Annotated in this window: 26 protein-coding genes; 7 read left to right on the top strand and 19 right to left on the bottom strand. The window is 67.5% G+C overall.

Annotation, left to right across the window (positions count from 1 at the left end; genetic code table 11):
* From repSA to ACIA8X_RS05950, 9 genes are all read right to left on the bottom strand, one after another.
* Positions 1 to 1,377: a replication initiator protein RepSA gene (repSA, locus tag ACIA8X_RS05990; protein WP_393451692.1), complete on the bottom strand. Its 1,377-nt coding sequence runs from the start codon at positions 1,375 to 1,377 to the stop codon at positions 1 to 3.
* Positions 1,370 to 1,552 (bottom strand): hypothetical protein, encoded by a 183-nt coding sequence (locus tag ACIA8X_RS05985; RefSeq protein WP_393451689.1) that lies wholly within the window; start codon positions 1,550 to 1,552, stop codon positions 1,370 to 1,372. The genes repSA and ACIA8X_RS05985 overlap by 8 nt, the downstream gene beginning before the upstream one ends.
* 89 nt (positions 1,553 to 1,641) lie before the next feature.
* Entirely contained in the window at positions 1,642 to 1,974 is a 333-nt protein-coding gene (locus ACIA8X_RS05980) for a SpdD-like protein (protein ID WP_393451686.1), read from the bottom strand.
* Positions 1,975 to 1,997: 23 nt separating this feature from the next.
* Positions 1,998 to 2,153 (bottom strand): hypothetical protein, encoded by a 156-nt coding sequence (locus tag ACIA8X_RS05975; protein ID WP_093746058.1) that lies wholly within the window; start codon positions 2,151 to 2,153, stop codon positions 1,998 to 2,000.
* Positions 2,154 to 2,165: 12 nt separating this feature from the next.
* Positions 2,166 to 2,357: a mobile element transfer protein gene (locus ACIA8X_RS05970; RefSeq protein ID WP_393451683.1), complete on the bottom strand. Its 192-nt coding sequence runs from the start codon at positions 2,355 to 2,357 to the stop codon at positions 2,166 to 2,168.
* 17 nt (positions 2,358 to 2,374) lie between these two features.
* Entirely contained in the window at positions 2,375 to 3,058 is a 684-nt protein-coding gene (locus ACIA8X_RS05965; RefSeq protein ID WP_393451680.1) for a DUF2637 domain-containing protein, read from the bottom strand.
* 83 nt (positions 3,059 to 3,141) lie between these two features.
* Positions 3,142 to 4,497: an FtsK/SpoIIIE domain-containing protein gene (locus tag ACIA8X_RS05960; RefSeq protein ID WP_399457843.1), complete on the bottom strand. Its 1,356-nt coding sequence runs from the start codon at positions 4,495 to 4,497 to the stop codon at positions 3,142 to 3,144.
* Positions 4,498 to 4,499: 2 nt separating this feature from the next.
* The gene (locus ACIA8X_RS05955; RefSeq protein WP_393451674.1) at positions 4,500 to 4,853 is read right to left on the bottom strand and encodes a hypothetical protein; all 354 of its coding nucleotides are present in this window, start codon (positions 4,851 to 4,853) and stop codon (positions 4,500 to 4,502) included.
* A 139-nt stretch (positions 4,854 to 4,992) separates the two neighbouring features.
* Positions 4,993 to 5,772 (bottom strand): GntR family transcriptional regulator, encoded by a 780-nt coding sequence (locus ACIA8X_RS05950; protein WP_393451671.1) that lies wholly within the window; start codon positions 5,770 to 5,772, stop codon positions 4,993 to 4,995.
* Between the two features lie 18 nt (positions 5,773 to 5,790).
* Between ACIA8X_RS05950 and ACIA8X_RS05945 the strand changes: the two genes are divergently transcribed.
* On the top strand, positions 5,791 to 6,255 hold the full coding sequence (locus ACIA8X_RS05945; RefSeq protein WP_393451668.1) for an NUDIX hydrolase: 465 nt from the start codon (positions 5,791 to 5,793) through the stop codon (positions 6,253 to 6,255).
* A gap of 370 nt (positions 6,256 to 6,625) precedes the next feature.
* On the opposite strand, the gene ACIA8X_RS05940 is transcribed toward ACIA8X_RS05945, so the two are convergent.
* The 7 genes from ACIA8X_RS05940 to ACIA8X_RS05910 all read right to left on the bottom strand — a co-directional run bounded on the left by ACIA8X_RS05940 (position 6,626) and on the right by ACIA8X_RS05910 (position 10,903).
* On the bottom strand, positions 6,626 to 7,096 hold the full coding sequence (locus tag ACIA8X_RS05940) for a hypothetical protein (protein ID WP_393451665.1): 471 nt from the start codon (positions 7,094 to 7,096) through the stop codon (positions 6,626 to 6,628).
* A gap of 312 nt (positions 7,097 to 7,408) precedes the next feature.
* The gene (locus ACIA8X_RS05935; RefSeq protein WP_393451662.1) at positions 7,409 to 7,861 is read right to left on the bottom strand and encodes a hypothetical protein; all 453 of its coding nucleotides are present in this window, start codon (positions 7,859 to 7,861) and stop codon (positions 7,409 to 7,411) included.
* A gap of 976 nt (positions 7,862 to 8,837) precedes the next feature.
* Complete coding sequence (locus tag ACIA8X_RS05930) at positions 8,838 to 9,140, bottom strand: hypothetical protein (RefSeq protein ID WP_393451660.1); 303 nt, start codon at positions 9,138 to 9,140, stop codon at positions 8,838 to 8,840.
* A complete protein-coding gene (locus ACIA8X_RS05925) occupies positions 9,137 to 9,880 on the bottom strand; it encodes a GntR family transcriptional regulator (protein WP_393451657.1) in 744 nt (247 codons plus the stop codon). The genes ACIA8X_RS05930 and ACIA8X_RS05925 overlap by 4 nt, the downstream gene beginning before the upstream one ends.
* Complete coding sequence (locus tag ACIA8X_RS05920; protein WP_393451654.1) at positions 9,877 to 10,134, bottom strand: hypothetical protein; 258 nt, start codon at positions 10,132 to 10,134, stop codon at positions 9,877 to 9,879. Before ACIA8X_RS05920 ends, ACIA8X_RS05925 begins: the two co-directional genes overlap by 4 nt.
* Positions 10,135 to 10,300: 166 nt before the next feature.
* Positions 10,301 to 10,612 carry a hypothetical protein gene (locus tag ACIA8X_RS05915; RefSeq protein WP_393451651.1) on the bottom strand — a complete coding sequence of 104 codons (312 nt, stop codon included), beginning with the start codon at positions 10,610 to 10,612 and terminating at the stop codon, positions 10,301 to 10,303.
* 12 nt (positions 10,613 to 10,624) lie between these two features.
* Positions 10,625 to 10,903, bottom strand: a complete 279-nt coding sequence (locus tag ACIA8X_RS05910; protein ID WP_393452089.1) for a hypothetical protein — start codon at positions 10,901 to 10,903, stop codon at positions 10,625 to 10,627.
* 78 nt (positions 10,904 to 10,981) lie between these two features.
* Here ACIA8X_RS05910 and ACIA8X_RS05905 point away from each other — a divergent pair, with 78 nt between their 5' ends.
* Complete coding sequence (locus ACIA8X_RS05905) at positions 10,982 to 11,737, top strand: GntR family transcriptional regulator (protein ID WP_393451648.1); 756 nt, start codon at positions 10,982 to 10,984, stop codon at positions 11,735 to 11,737.
* 313 nt (positions 11,738 to 12,050) lie between these two features.
* Here ACIA8X_RS05905 and ACIA8X_RS05900 read toward each other — a convergent pair whose 3' ends face one another.
* Together ACIA8X_RS05900 and ACIA8X_RS05895 are read right to left on the bottom strand one after the other, a co-directional pair.
* Positions 12,051 to 12,710: a ribonuclease D gene (locus ACIA8X_RS05900; protein WP_393451645.1), complete on the bottom strand. Its 660-nt coding sequence runs from the start codon at positions 12,708 to 12,710 to the stop codon at positions 12,051 to 12,053.
* Positions 12,685 to 13,464 (bottom strand): hypothetical protein, encoded by a 780-nt coding sequence (locus ACIA8X_RS05895; RefSeq protein ID WP_393451643.1) that lies wholly within the window; start codon positions 13,462 to 13,464, stop codon positions 12,685 to 12,687. The genes ACIA8X_RS05900 and ACIA8X_RS05895 overlap by 26 nt, the downstream gene beginning before the upstream one ends.
* A 474-nt stretch (positions 13,465 to 13,938) precedes the next feature.
* Here ACIA8X_RS05895 and ACIA8X_RS05890 point away from each other — a divergent pair, with 474 nt between their 5' ends.
* The 4 genes from ACIA8X_RS05890 (at position 13,939) to ACIA8X_RS05875 (ending at position 17,771) form a co-directional block, all read left to right on the top strand.
* Entirely contained in the window at positions 13,939 to 14,784 is an 846-nt protein-coding gene (locus ACIA8X_RS05890) for a PIN domain-containing protein (protein WP_393451640.1), read from the top strand.
* 209 nt (positions 14,785 to 14,993) lie between these two features.
* The gene (gene ettA / locus ACIA8X_RS05885) at positions 14,994 to 16,658 is read left to right on the top strand and encodes an energy-dependent translational throttle protein EttA (RefSeq protein WP_393451637.1); all 1,665 of its coding nucleotides are present in this window, start codon (positions 14,994 to 14,996) and stop codon (positions 16,656 to 16,658) included.
* Between the two features lie 4 nt (positions 16,659 to 16,662).
* The gene (locus tag ACIA8X_RS05880; RefSeq protein ID WP_393451635.1) at positions 16,663 to 17,091 is read left to right on the top strand and encodes an acyl-CoA thioesterase; all 429 of its coding nucleotides are present in this window, start codon (positions 16,663 to 16,665) and stop codon (positions 17,089 to 17,091) included.
* The gene (locus ACIA8X_RS05875; protein WP_393451632.1) at positions 17,088 to 17,771 is read left to right on the top strand and encodes a hypothetical protein; all 684 of its coding nucleotides are present in this window, start codon (positions 17,088 to 17,090) and stop codon (positions 17,769 to 17,771) included. Before ACIA8X_RS05880 ends, ACIA8X_RS05875 begins: the two co-directional genes overlap by 4 nt.
* A gap of 40 nt (positions 17,772 to 17,811) precedes the next feature.
* On the opposite strand, the gene ACIA8X_RS05870 is transcribed toward ACIA8X_RS05875, so the two are convergent.
* A complete protein-coding gene (locus tag ACIA8X_RS05870) occupies positions 17,812 to 18,225 on the bottom strand; it encodes a globin (RefSeq protein ID WP_393451629.1) in 414 nt (137 codons plus the stop codon).
* Between the two features lie 391 nt (positions 18,226 to 18,616).
* Here ACIA8X_RS05870 and ACIA8X_RS05865 point away from each other — a divergent pair, with 391 nt between their 5' ends.
* Positions 18,617 to 19,612, top strand: coding sequence for a methyltransferase domain-containing protein (locus ACIA8X_RS05865; protein WP_393451626.1), 996 nt, complete (start codon positions 18,617 to 18,619; stop codon positions 19,610 to 19,612).
* The last annotated feature ends 126 nt before the right edge of the window (positions 19,613 to 19,738 follow it).

Below are 19,738 nucleotides of genomic sequence, written 5' to 3'. Positions count from 1 at the left end.
TCACCACTCCCTGTCGTCGGCGGACTGGTCGCGTAGGGCTTCGCGGGCGGTTTCGCGGTTGTGCTGGAGATCGCGGGCGATGGTGGAGGCGAGGGCCGATTCGCCGAGGGTGTGGCCGTGTCCGGCGTACTGCCAGTCGGCCAGGACGAGGACGGTGTCCGGCTCGACGTCGTCCAGGCCGAGGGCTTGGCGTTCCTGTGCGGCGCGGAAGTCGGCGCGGGCCTGGCGGAGTTCGCCGAGGGTGGTGGAGTAGCGACGGGACTTGGAGGAGAAGTGGCCTCGGAAGCCGAGCATGTGGGCCCAGACCCAGAGGCGACGGTCCGGGTAGAGCGGGTCGAGCGTTTTGCAGGCTTCGATCAGTCGGCGCGTGTGGTCGGGGACCTGGTGGCGGTCGAGTTCGGAGAGTTCGCCGATGCGGCGGTCGAGGGTGCCGGTGTTCTCGGCGGCCTTGGTGGCGTACTTGGCGACGTAGGACGCGACGGCCTGTTCGGTGATGTCGGAGCCGTCACCGAATGCATTGACGGGGCGGACGTCGAGTTGTGTGCCCCAGCGGAAGGTGCGGGCGGGCTGGTCTGAAACGGCCGGCACCGAGACCGAGGTGTACGAGTGCACGGCGGCGGCACGGATCGAGTCGGCGAGCAGGTCGACCGTTGCCCAAGCCGGAGGAGCCGTCTCGGGTCCCTCGGGGCCGTCGATCCGGATCACCGCATGGAAGTGCAGGGCGCCGCGCTTCTGGAACTCCGCCACCTTTCCGTACGAGACGCGTACATGGTCGGCGAGTTCGCGGCGGCTGAGTCCGGCACGGGCAGCGATCTCGCGGCGCAGACGGGTTGTGAAGCGCTGCCAGAGGTTGCCTGCGTGGTTGTTGAATAGGACGGCGCCTGCGTAGTCGTAGTTGGCGGGGTTGAGGGCGGTGCCGAGTGTGGGGTCGTCGGAGGGGTGGCGGGTGCCGCAGCGGCAGGTGCCGTGGTTGGGCCGGTTGTGTACGGGGCCGAAGGAGGGGGCGGTGAGGGTGGCGAAGACGCGGGGGTGGTCGCGGACGGTGGTGGGGATGTCGCGGTGGTCGTCTCCGGCGAGGCCTGCGCGGATGAGGTGGTAGGTGTCGCCTGCGTAGGTGAAGGCGCAGGAGGGGCAGCGGGAGGCGCGGCGGTTGCCGCAGGCGAGGCGGAGGCGTCCGCCGGGCTCGCTTTCGGTGGAGTAGTGGTGCAGGGTCTCGCCGGTTGTCTTGTCTTTGGTGAGGGTCCAGCCGGTGAGGTGGATGGGGTCGGAGCAGCCGCCGGTGCGGCGGATCTGTTCGTGCCAGCGGTCGTAGTCGTCGGCCGAAGCCACCCTCAGCAGGTCGCCGAGGGTGGTCGGGTCGAGCAGCTGGTCAGACACGGGCGCCCTCCCGCGTGCGGAGCGGGCGGCTGCCGGTGCCGTGGCAGGCCGGGCAGTGCGCGGTGATGGTCCGCAGGTGGCCTCGGGTGTCGCGGCCGCCGAGGGTGATAGCGGCGGAGGCGTGTCCGTCGCAGTCGGGGCAGATGCGGCGCGTCGGTGTGGTGCGGTGCGTCATGCTGGGGGTTCCTTCCGGGCCTTCGGGTTCGGTAGGGGCAGGGCTCCCGGGCGGCGGAGACTTGGCGGTTGAGGCCGCCCGGGGGCCGGTCAGTGCCGCTTGGCTTCGCTGTTGATGAGCGAGCGGATGACCAGGGCGCAGATCGCGAGCGAGGCGCCGGTGATGGCGACCGCGAGGAGCATCGAGACCAATACGGCGCCGACCACCAGGACCACGGCCGTGCCACCGCCGACCAGGGCGACGACGGTGCCCGGGGTGAGCTGGACGGTGGGCCGGGCAGACACGGCACCGGGAGCGGGTGCGGGGGTGACCGGGGCCGGGGTGGCGTCCTGGTGCGGGATGACGGCGGTCGGCTCGACGACGGCGGGCGGGGTGATCAGGCCCGTCGGCTGCGGCATGGTCGGGACCTTGGGGCGAAACATGGTGGATTTCCCTTCTCAGGTGGTTACTTGATGGCGGTGTCGATGACCGGGGCGAGGAGGCTGTCGGCGATGAGGTAGCCGCCTAGGAGGAGCACCAGGACCAGCCAGAGGGGCGGGCGGATGAGCTTGATGCCGAGGTAGCCGACGGCGGCGAGGGCGAACCAGAGGGGGACGTCCATGGCGGTGGCCTCCTAGCGGACGGTGCAGCGGTGGGTGCGGGCGGCGAGCTGGGCGGCGGTCTGGCTGGAGTAGTCGGCGGACCAGCCGCAGCGGTCGTTGGTGCACACGGCGGCGTGCTGGGTGCGGCCCTTGCGGTCGCGGTGGGTGCCGATCTGTACGGGGCCGATCCGCATGACGGAGTGGAAGTAGTCGCGGGCAGGCATCGGGGTGTCCTTTCGAATCAGGCGAGTTGGGCGGCGATGGCATCGGCCAGCTGCGGCGGGACGCCGAGGCGGGCGCGCAGGGTGTCGGTGTCGATCGGTGATCCGGTACGGGCCTGGTGGTCGTCGGCGACCTTGCGGGCGTGGTCGACCAGCGCGGCCGGGACCGGCGGAGCCGGGACAGCAGGAGCAGCCGGGACGGGTTCGGCGGCCGGAAGCGCGGGTGTTCCCTCGGCCTCGGCCACCACGGCCGGGATGGGTTCCGGCTCAGGCGAGGCGATCGGTTCGAGCTCGGTGTCGGGCTCGGGATGGGTGGCCGGCACTTCGGGTGCTGGGTGGTCGGGGGCGGAGTGGGCGAGGAGGGTGCCGCCCATGAAGGCGAGGGCGGGCCAGGCGGCGACGAGGATGCGCAGCCAGGCCGGGACTTGCTGGAGGTCGAGGAGTCCGGCGGTGGCGACGTTGGCGCCGAGGGAGGCCACCAGCGCGATCACGAACCAGCACCAGGCCAGCCGGGACGGACCGTCGGAACGCAGCCGCCGCCAGGAGGCGACCAGGAGCAGGTCAACCGAGACCGGGTAGGCCCAGGCCTTCCAGCCGTCTTGTCCGGCAGCGGCGGCGAGGTCGTGCAGGTGGGCGAAGGACAGTGCCCCGGCGATGACGGCCTGGACGAGCACGGCGTCGACACGAAGGGCGGGGCGGGCCATCACGGCTCCTTCCGGTGATGAGGCATGGCAGGGGTAGGGACCTGGCGCGGAACGGTCGCGCCGACCGGTGGAGCGGGAGAAGGTCAGGCGGTGGCGGGGGCTGTCTTGGACAGCGGCGCCCAGGCCGGGAGCGGCGGGGCAACCGCGGGGCGGAAGGCCGCCAGGGCAGGCAGGCCCGGGACGCGGTGCGCGTGCTTGTTGCAGATGTTCACGGCCTCGCGCAGCGAGGTGTGCGGGGCGCGGATGCGGGCCCAGCCTCCGGAGGAGTCCCCGGCGATTGCGACGCCTCGCATGTCGGTGGGGATCTGGACGGCCGCCAGGACGGCATCCGGCGAGATGTCCCCGAAGGCCATGTTGGCGGAGGTTTCGTCGTTGACGCGGTGGGCGGTGCGGCCGGTGAGCTGGGAGCGGAGCATGGTGATGCTCTTGCCGAGTTCAGCGCCGAAGCGCTGCCCGCAGATCTCCAGATAGATGCCAGCGGCGCGGCCGAGCTGGGCTAGGCGGACCAGGGCAGTGATGATGCGGTCCCGCCGCTTCTCCTCGTCCTTGGTGGCGAACAGGGCGAGTTCAGCGACCTCGTCGACCAGGACCACGACCGGAACCGGGCACAGGTCGGCGGGCAGGTCCCAGATATCGGCAGCGATCTCCGCATCCGGTATCGCGACACTGATGCGCTGCTGGGAGCGGATGAGCTGGTAGACGTCCTCCATGTGGGAGACGAGGGCTTCCAGGAGGTCAAGGGCGGTGTCCGGGTTGTCGGCGAGCGCGGAGAACCGGCGGGCCAGCGGAAAGAGTTCAACTCCCTGCTTGCAGTCGATGCCCACCAGCGCGACATCCATCGGAGCCAGCCCGGCGACCAGGTTGCGCTGATAGACGGACTTCCCCGACTCCGTGGCACCCAGGGTCAGTCCGTGCGGAACCGCCCGGTAGTCGCGGTAGTGGACAGCACCGTCCTCACGCAGGGCGACCGGGACGCGCATGGGACCGTTGTCGGTCCTGGCAGGCATCTGCACCCGCTTGAGGACGTCATAGCCCGTCATGCGCACCTCGACGACGCCTGAGCGCAGTTCACGCGAGGTGACGCCGTACAGGTTGAAGGAGTGGCGCAGCCGGTCCGAGGCCGCCGCGACGTCGAAGGCATCCTGCCCGGGACGCAGGCCCAGCCGCAGAACCAGACCGGTGCGAGTCGGGCGGATGCGCAGGATGCGCGGCGGACGGGACTCGGGGACGGGACGGTTGGTGACCCGGGCCAGGGTCAGGCGCCAGCGGGAGGGCGGGACCGTGAGGCCGCAGGCGTCCATGACGGAGGCGTAGCGGACCAGGACCCGCAGCGTGGCGAGGGTGACCCCGAAGGTCAGCCAGTACCAGGCGGGGCGCCGCCACCGCAGGATCACTGCGGCAGCGACGACCAGCACCAGAGCGACCATGAACCACGTCATGATCAGGCAGCCTCAGCCTGCGAAGCCGTACCAGCGAGCGAGGTCACGGCCACCGCGCGGAAGGCGATCCCGTGCCGCTTCTGACCGTTGAACTCGTTCTCCCACGCCGAGGCGACCAGGCCCGTCAGCGCGACCGGGGTACCCATGGTCAGCTCCTCCGAGACGCCCGGCTGCGGGACGGTGAGCTTGAGGATCTCGACCTCATCCGGCGTGGAGAACATGACCTCCACGGTCATCAGCGTGACGCCGTCCTTGTCGAGGGCGATCTCACCGGTACGGCGGTCCTTGACCTTGGGCTGGGGGGTCTTGGCGACCATCACGGTCGCGTTGGTGGTGTCGACGGGAATCTGACGCACAGCAGATCACTCCTCTATAGAGGCTGGACTCTGTCACTCATGTACATGAGTGACATGAAGAAGAGTGCCTCACTCCTATACATGAGTCAACCCGCCGCGAAGAAGAACTCGCGACGGGCTGCGGGGAGTTGAGCGCGCGTCAGTCGGCAGCCGGGATCCGGTACTCGAAGACGAACTGGTCAGCGGCCATGAGCGTGTCGCAGACCTCGACCACGAGACCCTCGGTCGTGCGGGCCTCACGGATCAGATGGACTACCGGCGCACCGGGGCTGAGCGCCAGCTCGGACGCCTCCGCCTTGGAGGCCGGGCGCGCTTGCAGCGTCTCAACGAACTCGGCGAACTCGTGGCCGTGGTCTTCGAGTCGGGCGTAGATGCCACCGCCGCCGGGGTTCTCGGCGAACAGCTCGGGGATCTCCTTGACGACGTCCCAGGGGAGGTACGAGGTCGCGGTCTCGACGGGCGTGCCGTCGCGGAAGTAGAGGCGTCGCCGGGCGAGGACCTGAGTGCCGGCGGGGACGCCCAAGCGCTGGGCGGCGTCCTCGGGGGCCTCCATGGGGCCGATGTAGAGGACGCTCACCTTGGCCGTGGCGCCAGACTGTTCCGACTCGGCGAGGTACGCGGCCTTGCCGCCCTGCCGGAGGGAGCGTCGGAAGCGATCGGAGGAGCGGTGCCGCACAGGCGGCCGATCCTTCACCATCGAGCCCTTGCCGTGCCGGGTCTCCACCAGCCCACTAGCTCGGACCTCGACCATGGCCTTACGGATTGTCCCGCCTGAGACTTCGTAGCGTTCGACTAGTTCTGACTCGCTCGGCACCATCTCGCCAGGCTTGAGGACACCCGCTCGGATCTGCTGAATGATCTCTTCGGCGATCTGCACATACCGAGGCACGGACCTCTCGCCTCCTACTGCGGTTCCCATAGTCCTTCTCTGCCTCCTATGCTCCTGTACATGAGTCAATCACAGGAAGCAACGCCGCCGCCGCTGCACTCCGTATCTGTGGCCGGAGTAGTCGTGCGCGAAGACGGCCGCCTCCTGGCGATCCGCCGGGCAGACAACGGCACTTGGGAGCTCCCCGGCGGCGTACTCGAACTCGACGAGACCCCCGAGGCGGGAGTCGCCCGCGAGGTCTTGGAGGAGACGGGCATCCACGTCGAGGTGGACGAGCTCACCGGCGTCTACAAAAACACGACCCGGGGCATCGTGGCCCTGGTCTTCCGCTGCAAGCCGTCCGGCGGCACAGAGCGCACGTCGAGTGAGTCGACGGCCGTTTCATGGCTTACGCCCGACGAGGTCGCGGAGCGTATGGCCGAGGTCTTCGCGATCAGGCTCTTGGACGCCTTGGACGGCAACGGCCCCCACGTACGGAGCCACGACGGCAGGCGCCTCATCCCAGCGGGATAGAACTTTCCCTACTTCATCAAGGCCCGCGCACGGCGCGGGCGCGCGCCGCCTCTGCGGCGCGGCCTGCCTCTGTCTTCGCCCCGGCTGGCCGCGCCAGGCGGCGCGCTACATGCATGCGGGCGAGGAGGGAAACCCGCTGTGCCTGGGGCGGTCGGCTCCGCGACTTTAGCCAGCCACTTTGGCGCGAGCCTCGAAGACCATGGCCCCAACGTCGTGCTTTAACGGGCAGGTCAACAGACTGCCCGACGCGCCGGAAGCTTACGGGGCCATGATCACTCGCGCCAAAGCAGCTCCCGGCCAAAGTCGCTACGCCGACCGCGGATTCGGCTGCAAGCCCCGCTGGTGCAGGCCGCGAAGACCCTGCCACATCTCAATCACCGAGCGGTCGTTCGCCGAGGCGGGATGGGGATTCTCCGTCGAGGCGTCCCCTACCCAACTCCCACTTCACCCTCCAGAGAACGAGAGCGAGCAGCGCCAATAACAAGGCCGCCTCAACGTGACCCAATATGCCGCCATCTAGCCGCAAAGAGCCCATTCCCGCGGTCCAGCTGACGGACCTCCATAGCGTCACCAGAAGCGTGATCACGATGCCAGCGGCAATGACAGAGTAGCTAATGATCAGTCCGCAGTCGCGTCTTGACCGAGCCACCAACGCTCGCACCGACCGGTCCACGTGAGCGCGCAGCTCCTCACGACTCGCAAGATCAGGAGGTATCGCCGAAAGCAACTCAAGATCGTGCTTGATTTGATCCCTCGCGTCGCGACGTGCACGACGAGCCTGCCAGACCACCCCGACCAAGCCGACGACGGCTATCCACAGCGGCATCCAGTCCTTCACCACACGCGGGAAGATAAGGGCAGCGTGGCCACCACTGGTCCAAATCCCAGTGCTCTCACTCTTACGGGTGCCCGCCGAGGCCGCATGGACCGCCTAAGCACCGACTAGGCTGCATTTGCGTGTGCCCCCCTGCGTGCCCGATCGAATAGCGACCGGCGGGGAACAATGGGGAACATCGGCGAGCCTCCCAGGAACCCGCAGGTCGTCGTTTGGCCAGGCCAGCCCAGATCCGGTTACGCGATCTTCCAAACTGGTGCTCCGGGGCCTACGCGGCGCTTGACTGGGTCACTAAGAGTCCACCAACCGCTTGGGCAGTCACAGGTGGCGACGCAGCAACTTCAAAGCCTCTTCGGACCGCTCCTTCAGTTGTCGAGCGTGCTTCTCCTGAGCTTGAACAATCCGGATCCGGTCCTCGTCGCTCATTGCACTCCGAGTGTCGTTCATGCGGATGAGCGTGTAGGTCCTAGTCACAGCTTGAAGTTGGTTCTTGAGGTCTTCGTTGTGGATCGGGTGACACAACTCCTTAACGCGGTCTGCGGTCTCGTGACCACCAGCGTCGCGCAGCCAGTCAGAGGAGCGGTATTGGAACGACACCTGGCCAGCCAGATCGATCATCTTGCCCAGGAGGTCAATCAGCTCTTCGGGCGGCCCATAACGACGCCGTCGATCAACACGAATCTGGTGCCAAGCCGCCCAGAGGCCAGCAGGGCCGCCAACGGCGCCTAGGACTCCGCCGACGGCACTCAACCAATCAGTGGTTGCTGACATAGGTCTCCGTTATTTGGAGTACCTCCTGCGTGCCCGTCAACTCGGGAACGAGGGGGATTCGTGGAGCACGACGGTAGATCATGGTGTCAGCTACCCTGGGCTACTTCTGCTGGTGGGGGTAGCTAACCTGCGGTGGGTGTGGGATCTGAACCCACAGTGACATCGCTGCCACGACGGTTCTCAAGATTGCCTGGATCGAGTCGCCTTACGGGTAGTCGTGCACCCCAGAGCCACTAAGGTGGGGCGAGCGGAGGGGCGCCGCCTGAGCGACACCCCTCTTCGTTCGGACTTCAAGAGGTCACCTCTTGCCGGAACGCCTCTTCGGAGTCTCTACTACCGTGGTGCGTGGGTGAGCTTTCGCGTAGCTCTTGGTCACGTACCGGCCGGTCACGGCGCTCCGGGCCTTGCTCCCGGAGCCGCCTCCGCTTCCCTTCTTGGCCATTGTTCACCTCCTTCGCGACAGACCCATGTCGGTCAACTTCGATTGTATGAAGCCTCATTGACAACAGGCGCTGCGAACTCGTGAACTGTGCAGCCAAGTTGCGTTCTCCGCACCACATCGGAGGCTGCAAGGCCCGCACCTGCGACGGCTTCGGCATCCGGATGTCAGACCCTGTGACTACGGAGCCACAACAACCGCCCTGTCCTCCGGTGGTCCACTACGGTCGCAGCGCGACCGGTATGTCTGCCTAGGACCGTTCCACATAGAGCTACGGCTCAGAAGAGCGGCAGGATCGTCACTGACCGGCCGCCACAGGTTGCTCTGTCGGCGCAAACCACGAGAGCGTGGCTGAGGCCGGTAGGGGTACAACGAAGCACACGCGCGCCTGATCGGTCGGCGAAACCGCCATCGCGGCTGGCTATCGTCGGCTGATGTGCACAACGCGACGGGGAAGGGAGCCCGAGTTCGTCTCGGGCTCCCTTCCCTGCATTCAATGGAGGCCGGGGCCGGCGGGTGCCGTTGTCGGCCGCCCTTTCAGATGCCGTGTGGTTCGTTCGCGGTGAGAAGGTGACCGCGGCTGGTAGCGACGCGGAGTACGTCTCGCAAGGCCTCGGTCAGTTCCTTCGCCAGCCGTAGTACGTCCTCCGGGCCCGCGTGCTGGTCGGCGAGGGTTTCGGAGGCCCGTTCCAGCAGTTCGGCCGCCGTGCCGAGTTGGACGGCTTCGATGTTGTCCGCCAGTCGGGACATGTAGCCGTCCCGGTCGTCGGTGCTCAGGTAGCAGGGATTGCCTTCCGGGCCCGACCACGGGAGAAGCCGCAGTTCGTTCCGAGCAGTCATGCTTGGATCTGCCTCTCGTCGGTCATGTGGTGGGTGGCGAAGACCACGTCGACGCGGTCCCCCGGGAACACCAGGAGGGCGGCTTCGACGATTCGCCCGGTGGCATCGGTTGCGACGCGCGTGATCCCGAGGACTGGCGCGGCGTGACCGATCCGGAGTACCGAGGCTTCGTCCGGTGTCGGTGTCCGGGCACATGCCATCTCCCGGACAGCGGCCGGCGGCGGGCCGAGGACGGCGAATCTCGTGGCCGCCTCCCAGCATGAGGACGTGTCGTCGAGGTCTCCGACGGGTGCCAGGTCGTGCGGGATGTAGATGCGGGCCAGCCCGTGCGGTGACTCCTCCGCGTGGCTGACGCAGGAAAACTCGGCGATGGGGCTGCCCTCGGACACCTTCAGCAAAGTCGTGAGATGCCCATGAGCCTGCACTGTGGTGCTGCGAACGGTGACACGCAGAGCCGGTTCGGCGGCGGTCCACGGGTCCAGCGTTCCCCATCCCCCGACATACATGATCTTGCGGTGGGGACGGCGGACGAAGTTCCCCTTGCCGTGGATCTTCTCGACGAGGCCTTCGCCCTGGAGCACCGCGAGGGCTCTCCGCAGTGTCACCGTGCTGACCTTGTACCGGTCGGCCAAGTCGGCTTCGGACGGCAGACGCTCGCCAGGCTGGATACGGCCGGTCGTGATCTGGTTCCGGAGGTCGTCGGCGATGCCCCGGTGGCGAGACGGCACAGCCTCGGTCACCGCCTTCTCAGCGTCCGTACGGCCACCAGCCGGGTGCGCGTGTGGATGGTCAGCAACTCGCCTGACTCGAAGACCAGTTGCTTGGCTCCCTGGGGCAGTTGGAAGAGATCGCCCACCCGACAGGCCTGACCGCCGAGTTGGATGATGTCGCCACGCTGCACGGTGCTCGCCGTGACCTCGATGTTGGAGACCAGCGCGCCACCGAGGGCCCGTTCGTTCACCGTGCCACCTCCGCAGACGTGGACTGGTCGCATGCCGAGTGGCATGGGCAGTCGCACGCTTCGTAGATCACCGGAACGTCGACCGGCGCCGATGCCGGGGAGAACTCCGCGCAGGCGGGGTGCGTGCCGATGCGGCAGGCGGTCGAGCGGTAGGGGACGGCCGAGGCGTACGTGATGTGCGGCTGTTGTCGAGAAGGCATCAGTGGACCCCCGCGAGGGTCGACCAGGCGTCGACCGGCAGGTACGGAGCGATGACCACGGAGCGCGCCCGCACGCGCCTCTCCCAGGCCAGCAAATACGGGCGTACGAGCGCGTTGTCCTCACCTGTGAGCGAGTGGCGATGGTCCAGCCCCGTGGAGGCCCGTTCCAGGACGACTGCCGACGCGTCAGCAGACGCAGGCGAGACGGAAGAGGCCGACGGCCAGGCGGGCGCTAAGGAGCGGCGGTGCCTGCCTTTGGGGAAGTAGCGCGCCTTGGTAAGGGAGACGGCGCGGCGGATACGGTTGAGCACGCTGTTCAGCTCCTATCGCTGATGGCTCGGTCCCCCGACATCGCCCGTCGTGGGGACCGCCTTGCGTACGACCGCCCAGAGAGTGCGGCCGTTCAGGCTGGTGGCGAGGAGCCCGAACCGATCGGCCTCGGCCACCACTTCTAAGACCTCCCGCCATGTCTCGGCAGAGACCGATTCCGGCACCTCCGCTTCGACCGACGTGTGTCGGGGGTGTTCCTCCACTCGCGTGAGGAGCCCGAGGGCGGACAGCCGGGCGGCGATGGCCGCCGCGCGAACTCCCGAAGCGGGCACAGGGCAGCCTCCGATACCAGCGATCACTTTGAGTGAAGCTAGTTAACTAGATTAGGGCTAGTGGACTAGATTTTCCATATGCCTGAGCAGCCGCCCTATCTCCGCATCGCTGACGAACTCCGGCGACGCATCGCGGAGCACGTGTGGGAGCCGGGGGACCGCCTCCCGTCCCGCGCCCAGATCGGCCAGGAGTGCGGCGTGGGCGAGAACGTGGTCCGGCGGGCGCAGGAGTTGCTGATCTCCCAGGGCGTACTGGAGGGCCGCGCCGGATCGGGAACGTACGTCGCCGAGCCCCGCCAGCGGGTGCGAGTAGTCCGTTCCTCAGCGCGCGAGCAGCCTCAAGGGTCGCCCTTCCGCACAGACATGAAGGCCGTTGGCAGGCAGGGCACTTGGGAGAGCCGGACCGACGCCAAGGTGCCCGCGCCCGCGGACATCGCAGCCCGACTGGGCATTGCCGAGGGTGACTTGTGCGTCCGCACGACGTACGAGTTTCTGGCCGACGGCAGGCCCGTGCAGCTGTCGACGAGTTGGGAGCCGTACGACCTCACCGCCGGCACGCTGGTGATCCTCCCCGAGGGAGGCCCGCACGCCGGGGCCGGAGTCGTGAACCGGATGGCCGCGATCAGTGTCACAGTCAGCCATGCCGTGGAGCAGCCCGAGCCGAGGCAGGCGACCGCCGAGGAGGCATCGCTACTCGGCATCCAAAAGGCCGCGCTCGTCACACACATCCGGCGGACCTACTACAGCGACGAAGGCCGGCCCGTCGAGACGGCGGACATCGTGGTGCCCGCCGCCCACTGCGAGATCGTCTACGAGATCCCGATCAACCGTTGACTGGTGGTCGGCGGGCGGCCTGTTGGATCTCCGAATGCCCTGCCCCGGGAGTGCCCGTCACGTGCCCCTTCCGTGCCCGATAGGGCGGGAAGCCACGGGGACGGGCGGTGTCCGGCGGAGGGTGGACATGGCAACGGCCCCTGCTCAAACATGCTGGTCAGAGGCCGTCAGCCGCAGCGGTGGGTGTGGGATTTGAACCCACGTGACATCGCTGCCACGACGGTTTTCAAGATCGCCTAAAGCTTGACTCGCTCACTTTAGGCTCCGCCGACCTCGACAGGATCCGCTGCGCTGTAGCCGGGGCGGGGGGGAGCTAGTACCGAAATGGATCAGGCATCCCGTGAAGACGCAGCTCCGTATGCGAAGGGAGGAAGGCGCAGCAGCGCTCGTAGAGGTCGAGAAGACCTTCTGCCCTGAGCCTGTGCTTAAGGAGATCGTAGAGGTTTAGGAGCTTGACCACATCTCCCACGGCGTACTCAACTTGCCTGGCGCTCAGCGAGTCTGAGAGCCAATCAGTGAACCTGATCTCCTTATCGAGAGATATCTCGAAGTTCTGCCACATTAGATGCTTTAGGGAGTGTTCGGAATTCCGGGCTTGCGGGTGTAGCAGCTTTGAGGCGACCTTCGTGCAAGCGGAATTTACTGGCTTTACCTCCCAGGCATGGCTCATGAATGCGAGGTCGAAAGGTGCATGATGAAATACCTTCAACACATCTGGGTTCGCCAGGAGGCGCGCCAATCTTTCTGGGCGGCTCTGTGCTAGGCCTGTGATGACGAAAGTGCGGCCGGCCTCGATGGAGAGCTGACATGTTCCAATCTGAGCCGTTAGGGGATCGAGCCCATTAGTCTCGATATCCCAGGCGACCCTCCCCGCAGTTGTGATTTGCTCGATGGCTTCAGCAGTCAAGTCGCTTGAGAGGATGTGGACATCACCGATGCCTCTTACGTCACGGATAGAGTCGTGTGCTGGCATTCAGGACCCCCTCAAGATCGTCTAGAAAGAATTCATAGAGTGAACCGCCCTCGCGGCAGCTCAGGGCGGGGATTGAGCCGCTTCGGCTGTCCTTGTGGTGGTAGAGGCTGACGATGAAGTGGCCGTCGATCCTGTATGCGGTGAAGGCTCGGAAAACGGGAGAGACGTAGATCTCGACCCGTCCGGAACCACTCGACCCATCTAGGGCTTTGTACCCATCGATGGCCTCCGTAAGCTTGCTGCGAACCCGGTCCTCGGTCATGTTGAAGCGTGTTGCGAACAGCTTGACGCAATCCGGGTTGCTGGGATCGGGGAGGCAGATCCTGATCTTCGCATCGCTACGAGATGCAACCCGGGTCAGCCGGGCTTGGTGCGTGTTCCGCCATGTGGTCGCCCAGGCAGCAAATACATCGAGGTTCTTGGCGGTCTCAAGCCGATTCTCCCAGTCGAACACCTTCACATAGTCGGTCCCGATGGCCTCAAGCCCAGCAGTGTCGACATCGTTCTTCAGTCGCAGAATCTCTAGCATTTCCCGGGAGAAGGAGCGTTTTCCGACCAGCTCCCACAGCACGGCCAAGGTCACGGAGGCGATGACGAGGCCGCCGAACTGATTTGCGAGCGTCCCGAACGTCGGGTGTTCGTCGAACCAGGGGAGTCCCGACACGTAGAGGAGGAGGATGCCGACAAGCAGCGAGATGACTGAGATGAGCCCGTACTGCAGGCTCGTAACACGGCGATACGGATTGCTCGTCACGGAATCCCCTCCCTCATGCGCGACGTTAGTAGACGGCACTGACAGTCGGACGTCGCGCTCGTACCTGCGCGTGACTGTAGGTGATGGTGACGGGGGGTTGCGGCAGGATCCCGGCGGGCGCTTGGGCTGTGCTGAGTGTCTAACTGAGTGACAACGCCGACGGACAGCGGCGGACACCTGCGCACCTCCACGGACCGCCCCCGCAGGCGGAAGGCATACCGGTCCAAGGTAAGCGCCCACCCAAGTTGCTTCGGGACAAGACAGTCCCTTGCCCACGGTGCCCAGCGCGTGTTCGTCCCCGCGTAGTGGCGCTCGGGCCGAGGTTGTACCCACCCGGGGCCGACGGCTCGTGTGACACACCGCGGAGACGCTCGCGGCGCGATTGGACAACGACTCCGGAACCGTAGATGCGCCTACATGTCTGCGTCCTTGAATTTGCGTGCTGCACCTGCTGCCGTCTGCCAGGCTCTCGGCATGAGGCTGAACCCCGGCATCACCATGGCCCACGCTTACGACGTGCTCCGTCGCGCCGAGACGACGTGGGGCAACGCGCGCGGTGCACGGGACTACTTCGGCGCCTACACCGATGCAGTACATGAGACGTACCTCATACTCAAGCAGGCTTTTGCGACTCCGGATCTCGCCGCCTCCATGCATTCCGCGGCCTACTGGAATCTGCTGCCGATCGGTGGTGCACGCGCGGACATCGGTTTCACCAGCGACCCTGACGTCGCAGCCAACATGCGGCGGGCTCTCCGTGCGGAGAATCAGGCGCTCGTCACCGAAATTGAGAACCAAGTGAAGGCCCTGGAGCAGGCCCGCAACGAGCTTGAGGCGCTGAAGCAGCTTGCCTCTCGGCCTGGCCTACCCGTCGTCTACGACACGAACATGCTCAACCACTGGTCACAACCAGGCGACATCCGCTGGCGCGACGTCTTGAAGGCTCAAGGCGAGACCGCCCCCCTTACGCGGCTTGTAGTCCCACTGCGTGTGATCGATGAGCTCGACAAGCAGAAGTACGGCCAAGGCGAGCTCGCCAAGAGGGCTACCACAGCCATCCGGTATCTGGAGAAGATCCTCCAAGGAAGCCAGCCTGGAGATGCTGTACAACTGCGCCAGGGCGCGACCATCGAGGTGTGGGTCGACACAGATGATCGCGACAACGATGCAGACTTGGCGATCTTGCGGTGCGCCGCAGACTTGGACAACCTTCACCCCAGCACGGGCTCTCGTGTGCTGACCGATGACTTCGGCATGCGGCTACGGGCTCAACAGGTCGGACTGAAGGTTGTGTCTCTGCCGCAGAACCACAAGAAGTGACATGCCCTGCGTCGGGCCGTCTCTGGGCCGTGCGAGGGCGCCCGAGGCCGACCGGCAGCGACCGACGTTGACAGCCGAGCCAGAGCCGTCAGAAGTGAAACCCCAGGTCAGAGCGCCCCAGCTATACGCGTTTCCCCCCAGGGGTAGCCGTCGGGCAAGATGGGGTGTATCTGCCCACTGCCAGATTTCAAACTGCCGGACGGTTTCTCTTGGCTGAGTTCATTTACACCATGCGCAAGGCGCGCAAAGCGCACGGCGACAAGGTGATCCTCGACGACGTCACCCTGAACTTCCTCCCCGGAGCGAAGATCGGCGTCGTCGGCCCGAACGGTGCCGGTAAGTCGACCGTTCTGAAGATCATGGCGGGCCTCGAGCAGCCGTCGAACGGGGACGCGTTCCTGTCGCCCGGGTACAGCGTCGGCATCCTGATGCAGGAGCCCAAGCTCAACGACGAGAAGACCGTCCTGGAGAACGTCCAGGAGGGTGTCGCCGAGGTCAAGGGCAAGCTCGACCGGTTCAACGAGATCGCCGAGCTGATGGCCACCGACTACTCCGACGCGCTGCTCGACGAGATGGGCAAGCTCCAGGAGGACCTCGACCACGCCAACGCGTGGGACCTCGACGCCCAGCTCGAGCAGGCCATGGACGCGCTCGGCTGCCCGCCCGGCGACTGGCCCGTCGTCAACCTCTCCGGTGGCGAGAAGCGCCGCGTCGCGCTCTGCAAGCTGCTCCTGGAGGCGCCCGACCTGCTGCTCCTCGACGAGCCCACCAACCACCTCGACGCCGAGTCCGTGAACTGGCTGGAGCAGCACCTCGCCAAGTACGCGGGCACCGTCGTGGCCATCACCCACGACCGGTACTTCCTCGACAACGTGGCCGAGTGGATCCTTGAGCTCGACCGCGGGCGCGCCTACCCGTACGAGGGCAACTACTCCACGTACCTGGAGACCAAGCAGACCCGTCTCAAGGTCGAGGGGCAGAAGGACGCCAAGCGTGCGAAGCGCTTGAAGGAAGAGCTGGAGTGGGTGCGGTCGAACGCCAAGGGGCGGCAGGCCAAGTCCAAGGCGCGTCTCGCCCGCTACGAGGAGATGGCCGCCGAGGCGGACAAGATGCGGAAGCTGGACTTCGAGGAGATCCAGATCCCGCCGGGCCCGCGTCTGGGCAGCATCGTCGTGGAGGTCAACAACCTCAGCAAGGCCTTCGGCGAGAAGGTCCTCATCGACGATCTCAGCTTCACGCTGCCGCGTAACGGCATCGTCGGTGTCATCGGCCCGAACGGCGCCGGCAAGACGACCCTCTTCAAGATGATCCAGGGTCTGGAGACGCCCGACTCCGGCACCATCAAGGTCGGCGACACCGTCAAGATCTCGTACGTCGACCAGAGCCGCGAGAACATCGACCCGAAGAAGTCCCTGTGGGCCGTGGTCTCCGACGAGCTCGACTACATCAATGTCGGCCAGGTCGAGATGCCGAGCCGTGCGTATGTCTCGGCCTTCGGCTTCAAGGGCCCCGACCAGCAGAAGCCGGCCGGCATTCTCTCCGGTGGTGAGCGCAACCGCCTCAACCTCGCGCTCACCCTCAAGCAGGGCGGCAACCTGCTGCTCCTCGACGAGCCGACGAACGACCTGGACGTCGAGACGCTGTCGAGTCTGGAGAACGCGCTGCTGGAGTTCCCGGGTGCGGCCGTGGTCGTCTCCCACGACCGGTGGTTCCTGGACCGCGTGGCGACGCACATCCTCGCCTACGAGGGTGACTCCAAGTGGTTCTGGTTCGAGGGCAACTTCGAGTCGTACGAGAAGAACAAGATCGAGCGGCTCGGCCCGGACGCGGCCCGTCCGCACCGCGCCACCTACAAGAAGCTGACCCGGGGCTGATCTCTTGCGGCACATCTACCACTGCCCCCTGCGCTGGTCGGACATGGACGCGTACGGGCATGTCAACAACGCGGTCTTCGTCCGGTACCTGGAGGAAGCCCGTATCGACTTCCTGTTCCGTCCGGAGAAGGACTTCAAGCAGGGGTCGGTGGTGGCCCGCCACGAGATCGACTACAAGCGGCAGCTCGTTCACCGGCACCACCCGGTGGACATCGAGCTGTGGGTCAGTGAGATCAGGGCCGCGTCCTTCACCATCACCTACGAGGTGAAGGACGACGACCTGGTCTACGTCCGGGCCTCGACGGTGGTCGTGCCGTTCGACTTCGAGGCGGAACGGCCGCGACGGCTCACCGCGGAGGAGAAGGAGTTCCTCCGCGAGTACGGGGACGACGTGGACGACAAGGACGCCGAGGAGGAGGCCGTCGCCGCATGACGGTGCTCCACCTCGCCGACGAGGGGGAGGCGGCGGATCTCGCGGCCTTCCTCTCCCGGCTGCTCCACTACGACCGTGGAGCCGCGGTGCGCCTGCAGGCGGCCGGTACCGCGCTCGCCGTCTTCGGGCGGCCGCCGTCCTTCGAGGTGCTGGCGATCCGTGCGGTCCGGCTGGCCAAGCCGTACGAGAACGGGCTCGACGTCACGCTGGACGTGACCGTGTCCGCGGGCGAGCTGCTGGAGTCCGTCGACGAGGGGGCCGGTACGGCCGTCGTGCCCGCCGCGGTCACCGGGCCGCCGTGGGCCGGGGTGCTCCCGCCGCGCGGGGGCTGGCGGCGCGAGGCCGGGCTGCCGACGCCGGGCGAGCTGGCGGCGATGGTCGGGGTGGCGGTCGCCGAGTTCCGGTCGCGTACGCAGGAGCTGGCGCCGGAGCGGCGTACCCGCGCCGAGCTCGACCGGATCGGGCGGGAGATCTGGTCCCGGACGGTGGGGGAGACGCCCCTTCCGATACGGGCAGTGCACGCGGCGCAGTCGCTGGGCTTCCTGCGACCCCGAGGAGCCGCGGGCCAGGGCGAGTTGGGGCTGCTGTCCTCGGGGGCGTGGCTGCGGCTGCGCACGCCGTACGGATCGATCGCCGTGCGCAGGGCGGGGCTCGGGGCGCTGGACGTGAGCGTTCGCTGACCCCGCACGGCCGCAGGCGGCGACAGGCGGGTGGCCGGGCTCAGCCCGCGGTGTTCACCATCGACGCCGCCGCGTACGTCAGGTAGTTCCACAGCGTGTGCTCGTGCTCCTCGGAGAGGCCGAGCTCGTCGACGGCGACCCGCATGTGCTTCAGCCAGGCGTCGTGGGCCGCGCGGTCCACGGTGAACGGGGCGTGGCGCATGCGCAGCCGGGGGTGGCCGCGGTTCTCGCTGTACGTCGTGGGGCCGCCCCAGTACTGGATGAGGAACAGCACGAGGCGCTCCTCGGCCGGGCCCAGGTCCTCCTCGGGGTACATGGGCCGCAGGAGCGGGTCCTCGGCGACACCCTCGTAGAAACGGTGGACGAGGCGGCGGAAGGTCTCCTCCCCGCCGACCTGCTCGTAGAAGGTCTGCTCCTGAAGCGTGCCGCGCCGAATTTCATTCACATGGCCCATGGTCTCAGACGCGGAGACGGAGGACTCCAGGCTTAGGACCTGTCGTTTGGATCATCCCGGCGTCGCGGGCCCTGGCACGCACTCCCCCAGAGGGGGGACCCCCAGCGGCGTTGTCGTCGGTCGCCGACGCTCCGCGTCGACTCCCTCCTCTGCCCTGCAGCTGCACGCTCCCCCACGCTCGAACCGGCTTCGCTCGGCTCGCGCGGGGGCACCCCCATCGCCCCGCTCGGGTCGGCCAAGAGGAACCGATCCTCACAGCCGAGCTGATCCAAACGACAGGGCCTAGGACCAGCCGCCCCTTGTGGCGAGTTCTGGACAGTCCCCAGTGACGCGTTCCGGATCGTCCGGCGGGGCGCTCGCCTCGTACGGCCTGCCGCAGGACAGTGGACGTATGAGCGCGCACGCCCCCGACAGGGCCCTGGACGACCTCGCCGCCTCGGCGCGGGCCGCGCTGGTGCGGGAGATCGAGGCGAGCGGGGCGTGGGCCGGGGACCCGGTGTGGCGGGACGCCTTCGCGGCCGTGCCGCGGCATCTGTTCGTGCCGTATTACTACGTCGTCGCAGCCGGCGTCGCCGGTGGCTACGAGCGGTGCTGGGGCCAGAGCCCCGACCCGCGTGCACGCGAGCGCTGGGTGCGCGGGGCGTACGCCGACACGCCGCTGGCCACCCGGCTGCGCGACGGCGAGTTGGTCTCCTCCAGCAGTCAGCCGTCCCTGATGGCGATGATGCTGGCCGCGCTGGGCGTGGCGGACGGCGACCGGGTCCTGGAGATCGGCGCGGGCACGGGCTACAACGCCGCCCTCCTCGCCCATCGGCTCGGCGACGACGACCTCGTCACCACCGTCGATCTGGAGCCGGAGATCACCGAGTCGGCCCGGCAGCACCTGGCCGCCGCCGGCTACCACCCCGTCGTCGTCACCGGCGACGGCACGCGCGGCGTGCCCGAACGCGCCCCCTTCGACCGGATCATCGCGACCTGCACCCTGCTGTCGATCCCGCGCGCCTGGCTCGCCCAGTGCCGCCCCGGCGCCCGCATCCTGACCCCGCTGGCCACCGGTCTGATCGCCCTGACCGTACGGGACGCCGAGCACGCCGAAGGCCGCTTCCTGCACACGCCCGCCTACTTCGTGCCGCTGCGCGGCGGGGTGCGGTCCGAGCCGGGGGCCACTCACCTGGGCGGGCTGCCGCGCCGGGCCCGCGAGCACGAACTGTTCCGCTTCCTGCTGGCGCTGACCCGCGGCAGCCTCGATCCGCAGGAGGCGTACGCGCTGTGGGAGAGGGAGGGGCAGCCGCAGCGGGAGCGGTACGGGATCACGGTGAGCGGCGAGCACGAGTGGGCGTGGCTGGACGACCCCGGGGGCCCGTACGCGTGGCCGTTGCCCGGCTGACGCGAATGTCGGGAGGGGGGGGGGGGGGGGGGGGGGGGGGGGGGGGGGGCCCGCCCCCCCCCCCCCCCCCGGGACGGGACGGGTAGGGGCGGCGGGGGCGAGGGGTTCTGGTTACTTTGACGGGGT

This window comes from Streptomyces sp. NPDC051738 (assembly GCF_044453205.1).
Classification (GTDB): Bacteria; Actinomycetota; Actinomycetes; order Streptomycetales; family Streptomycetaceae; genus Streptomyces.
The sequence above is the reverse complement of the archived record's forward strand: the minus strand, read 5'-3'. Positions and strand labels throughout refer to the sequence as shown.

Bases quoted from the DNA above. Each gene is read 5' to 3' on its own strand.
- ACIA8X_RS05985 (WP_393451689.1), bottom strand. From the start codon at position 1,552: ATGACGCACCGCACCACACCGACGCGCCGCATCTGCCCCGACTGCGAC.
- ACIA8X_RS05980 (WP_393451686.1), bottom strand. From the start codon at position 1,974: ATGTTTCGCCCCAAGGTCCCGACCATGCCGCAGCCGACGGGCCTGATC.
- ACIA8X_RS05975 (WP_093746058.1), bottom strand. From the start codon at position 2,153: ATGGACGTCCCCCTCTGGTTCGCCCTCGCCGCCGTCGGCTACCTCGGC.
- ACIA8X_RS05970 (WP_393451683.1), bottom strand. From the start codon at position 2,357: ATGCCTGCCCGCGACTACTTCCACTCCGTCATGCGGATCGGCCCCGTA.
- ACIA8X_RS05965 (WP_393451680.1), bottom strand. From the start codon at position 3,058: ATGGCCCGCCCCGCCCTTCGTGTCGACGCCGTGCTCGTCCAGGCCGTC.
- ACIA8X_RS05960 (WP_399457843.1), bottom strand. From the start codon at position 4,497: ATGACGTGGTTCATGGTCGCTCTGGTGCTGGTCGTCGCTGCCGCAGTG.
- ACIA8X_RS05950 (WP_393451671.1), bottom strand. From the start codon at position 5,772: ATGGGAACCGCAGTAGGAGGCGAGAGGTCCGTGCCTCGGTATGTGCAG.
- ACIA8X_RS05945 (WP_393451668.1), top strand. From the start codon at position 5,791: ATGCTCCTGTACATGAGTCAATCACAGGAAGCAACGCCGCCGCCGCTG.
- ACIA8X_RS05935 (WP_393451662.1), bottom strand. From the start codon at position 7,861: ATGTCAGCAACCACTGATTGGTTGAGTGCCGTCGGCGGAGTCCTAGGC.
- ACIA8X_RS05930 (WP_393451660.1), bottom strand. From the start codon at position 9,140: ATGACTGCTCGGAACGAACTGCGGCTTCTCCCGTGGTCGGGCCCGGAA.
- ACIA8X_RS05920 (WP_393451654.1), bottom strand. From the start codon at position 10,134: ATGCGACCAGTCCACGTCTGCGGAGGTGGCACGGTGAACGAACGGGCC.
- ACIA8X_RS05905 (WP_393451648.1), top strand. From the start codon at position 10,982: ATGCCTGAGCAGCCGCCCTATCTCCGCATCGCTGACGAACTCCGGCGA.
- ACIA8X_RS05900 (WP_393451645.1), bottom strand. From the start codon at position 12,710: ATGCCAGCACACGACTCTATCCGTGACGTAAGAGGCATCGGTGATGTC.
- ACIA8X_RS05890 (WP_393451640.1), top strand. From the start codon at position 13,939: ATGAGGCTGAACCCCGGCATCACCATGGCCCACGCTTACGACGTGCTC.
- ACIA8X_RS05875 (WP_393451632.1), top strand. From the start codon at position 17,088: ATGACGGTGCTCCACCTCGCCGACGAGGGGGAGGCGGCGGATCTCGCG.
- ACIA8X_RS05870 (WP_393451629.1), bottom strand. From the start codon at position 18,225: ATGGGCCATGTGAATGAAATTCGGCGCGGCACGCTTCAGGAGCAGACC.
- ACIA8X_RS05865 (WP_393451626.1), top strand. From the start codon at position 18,617: ATGAGCGCGCACGCCCCCGACAGGGCCCTGGACGACCTCGCCGCCTCG.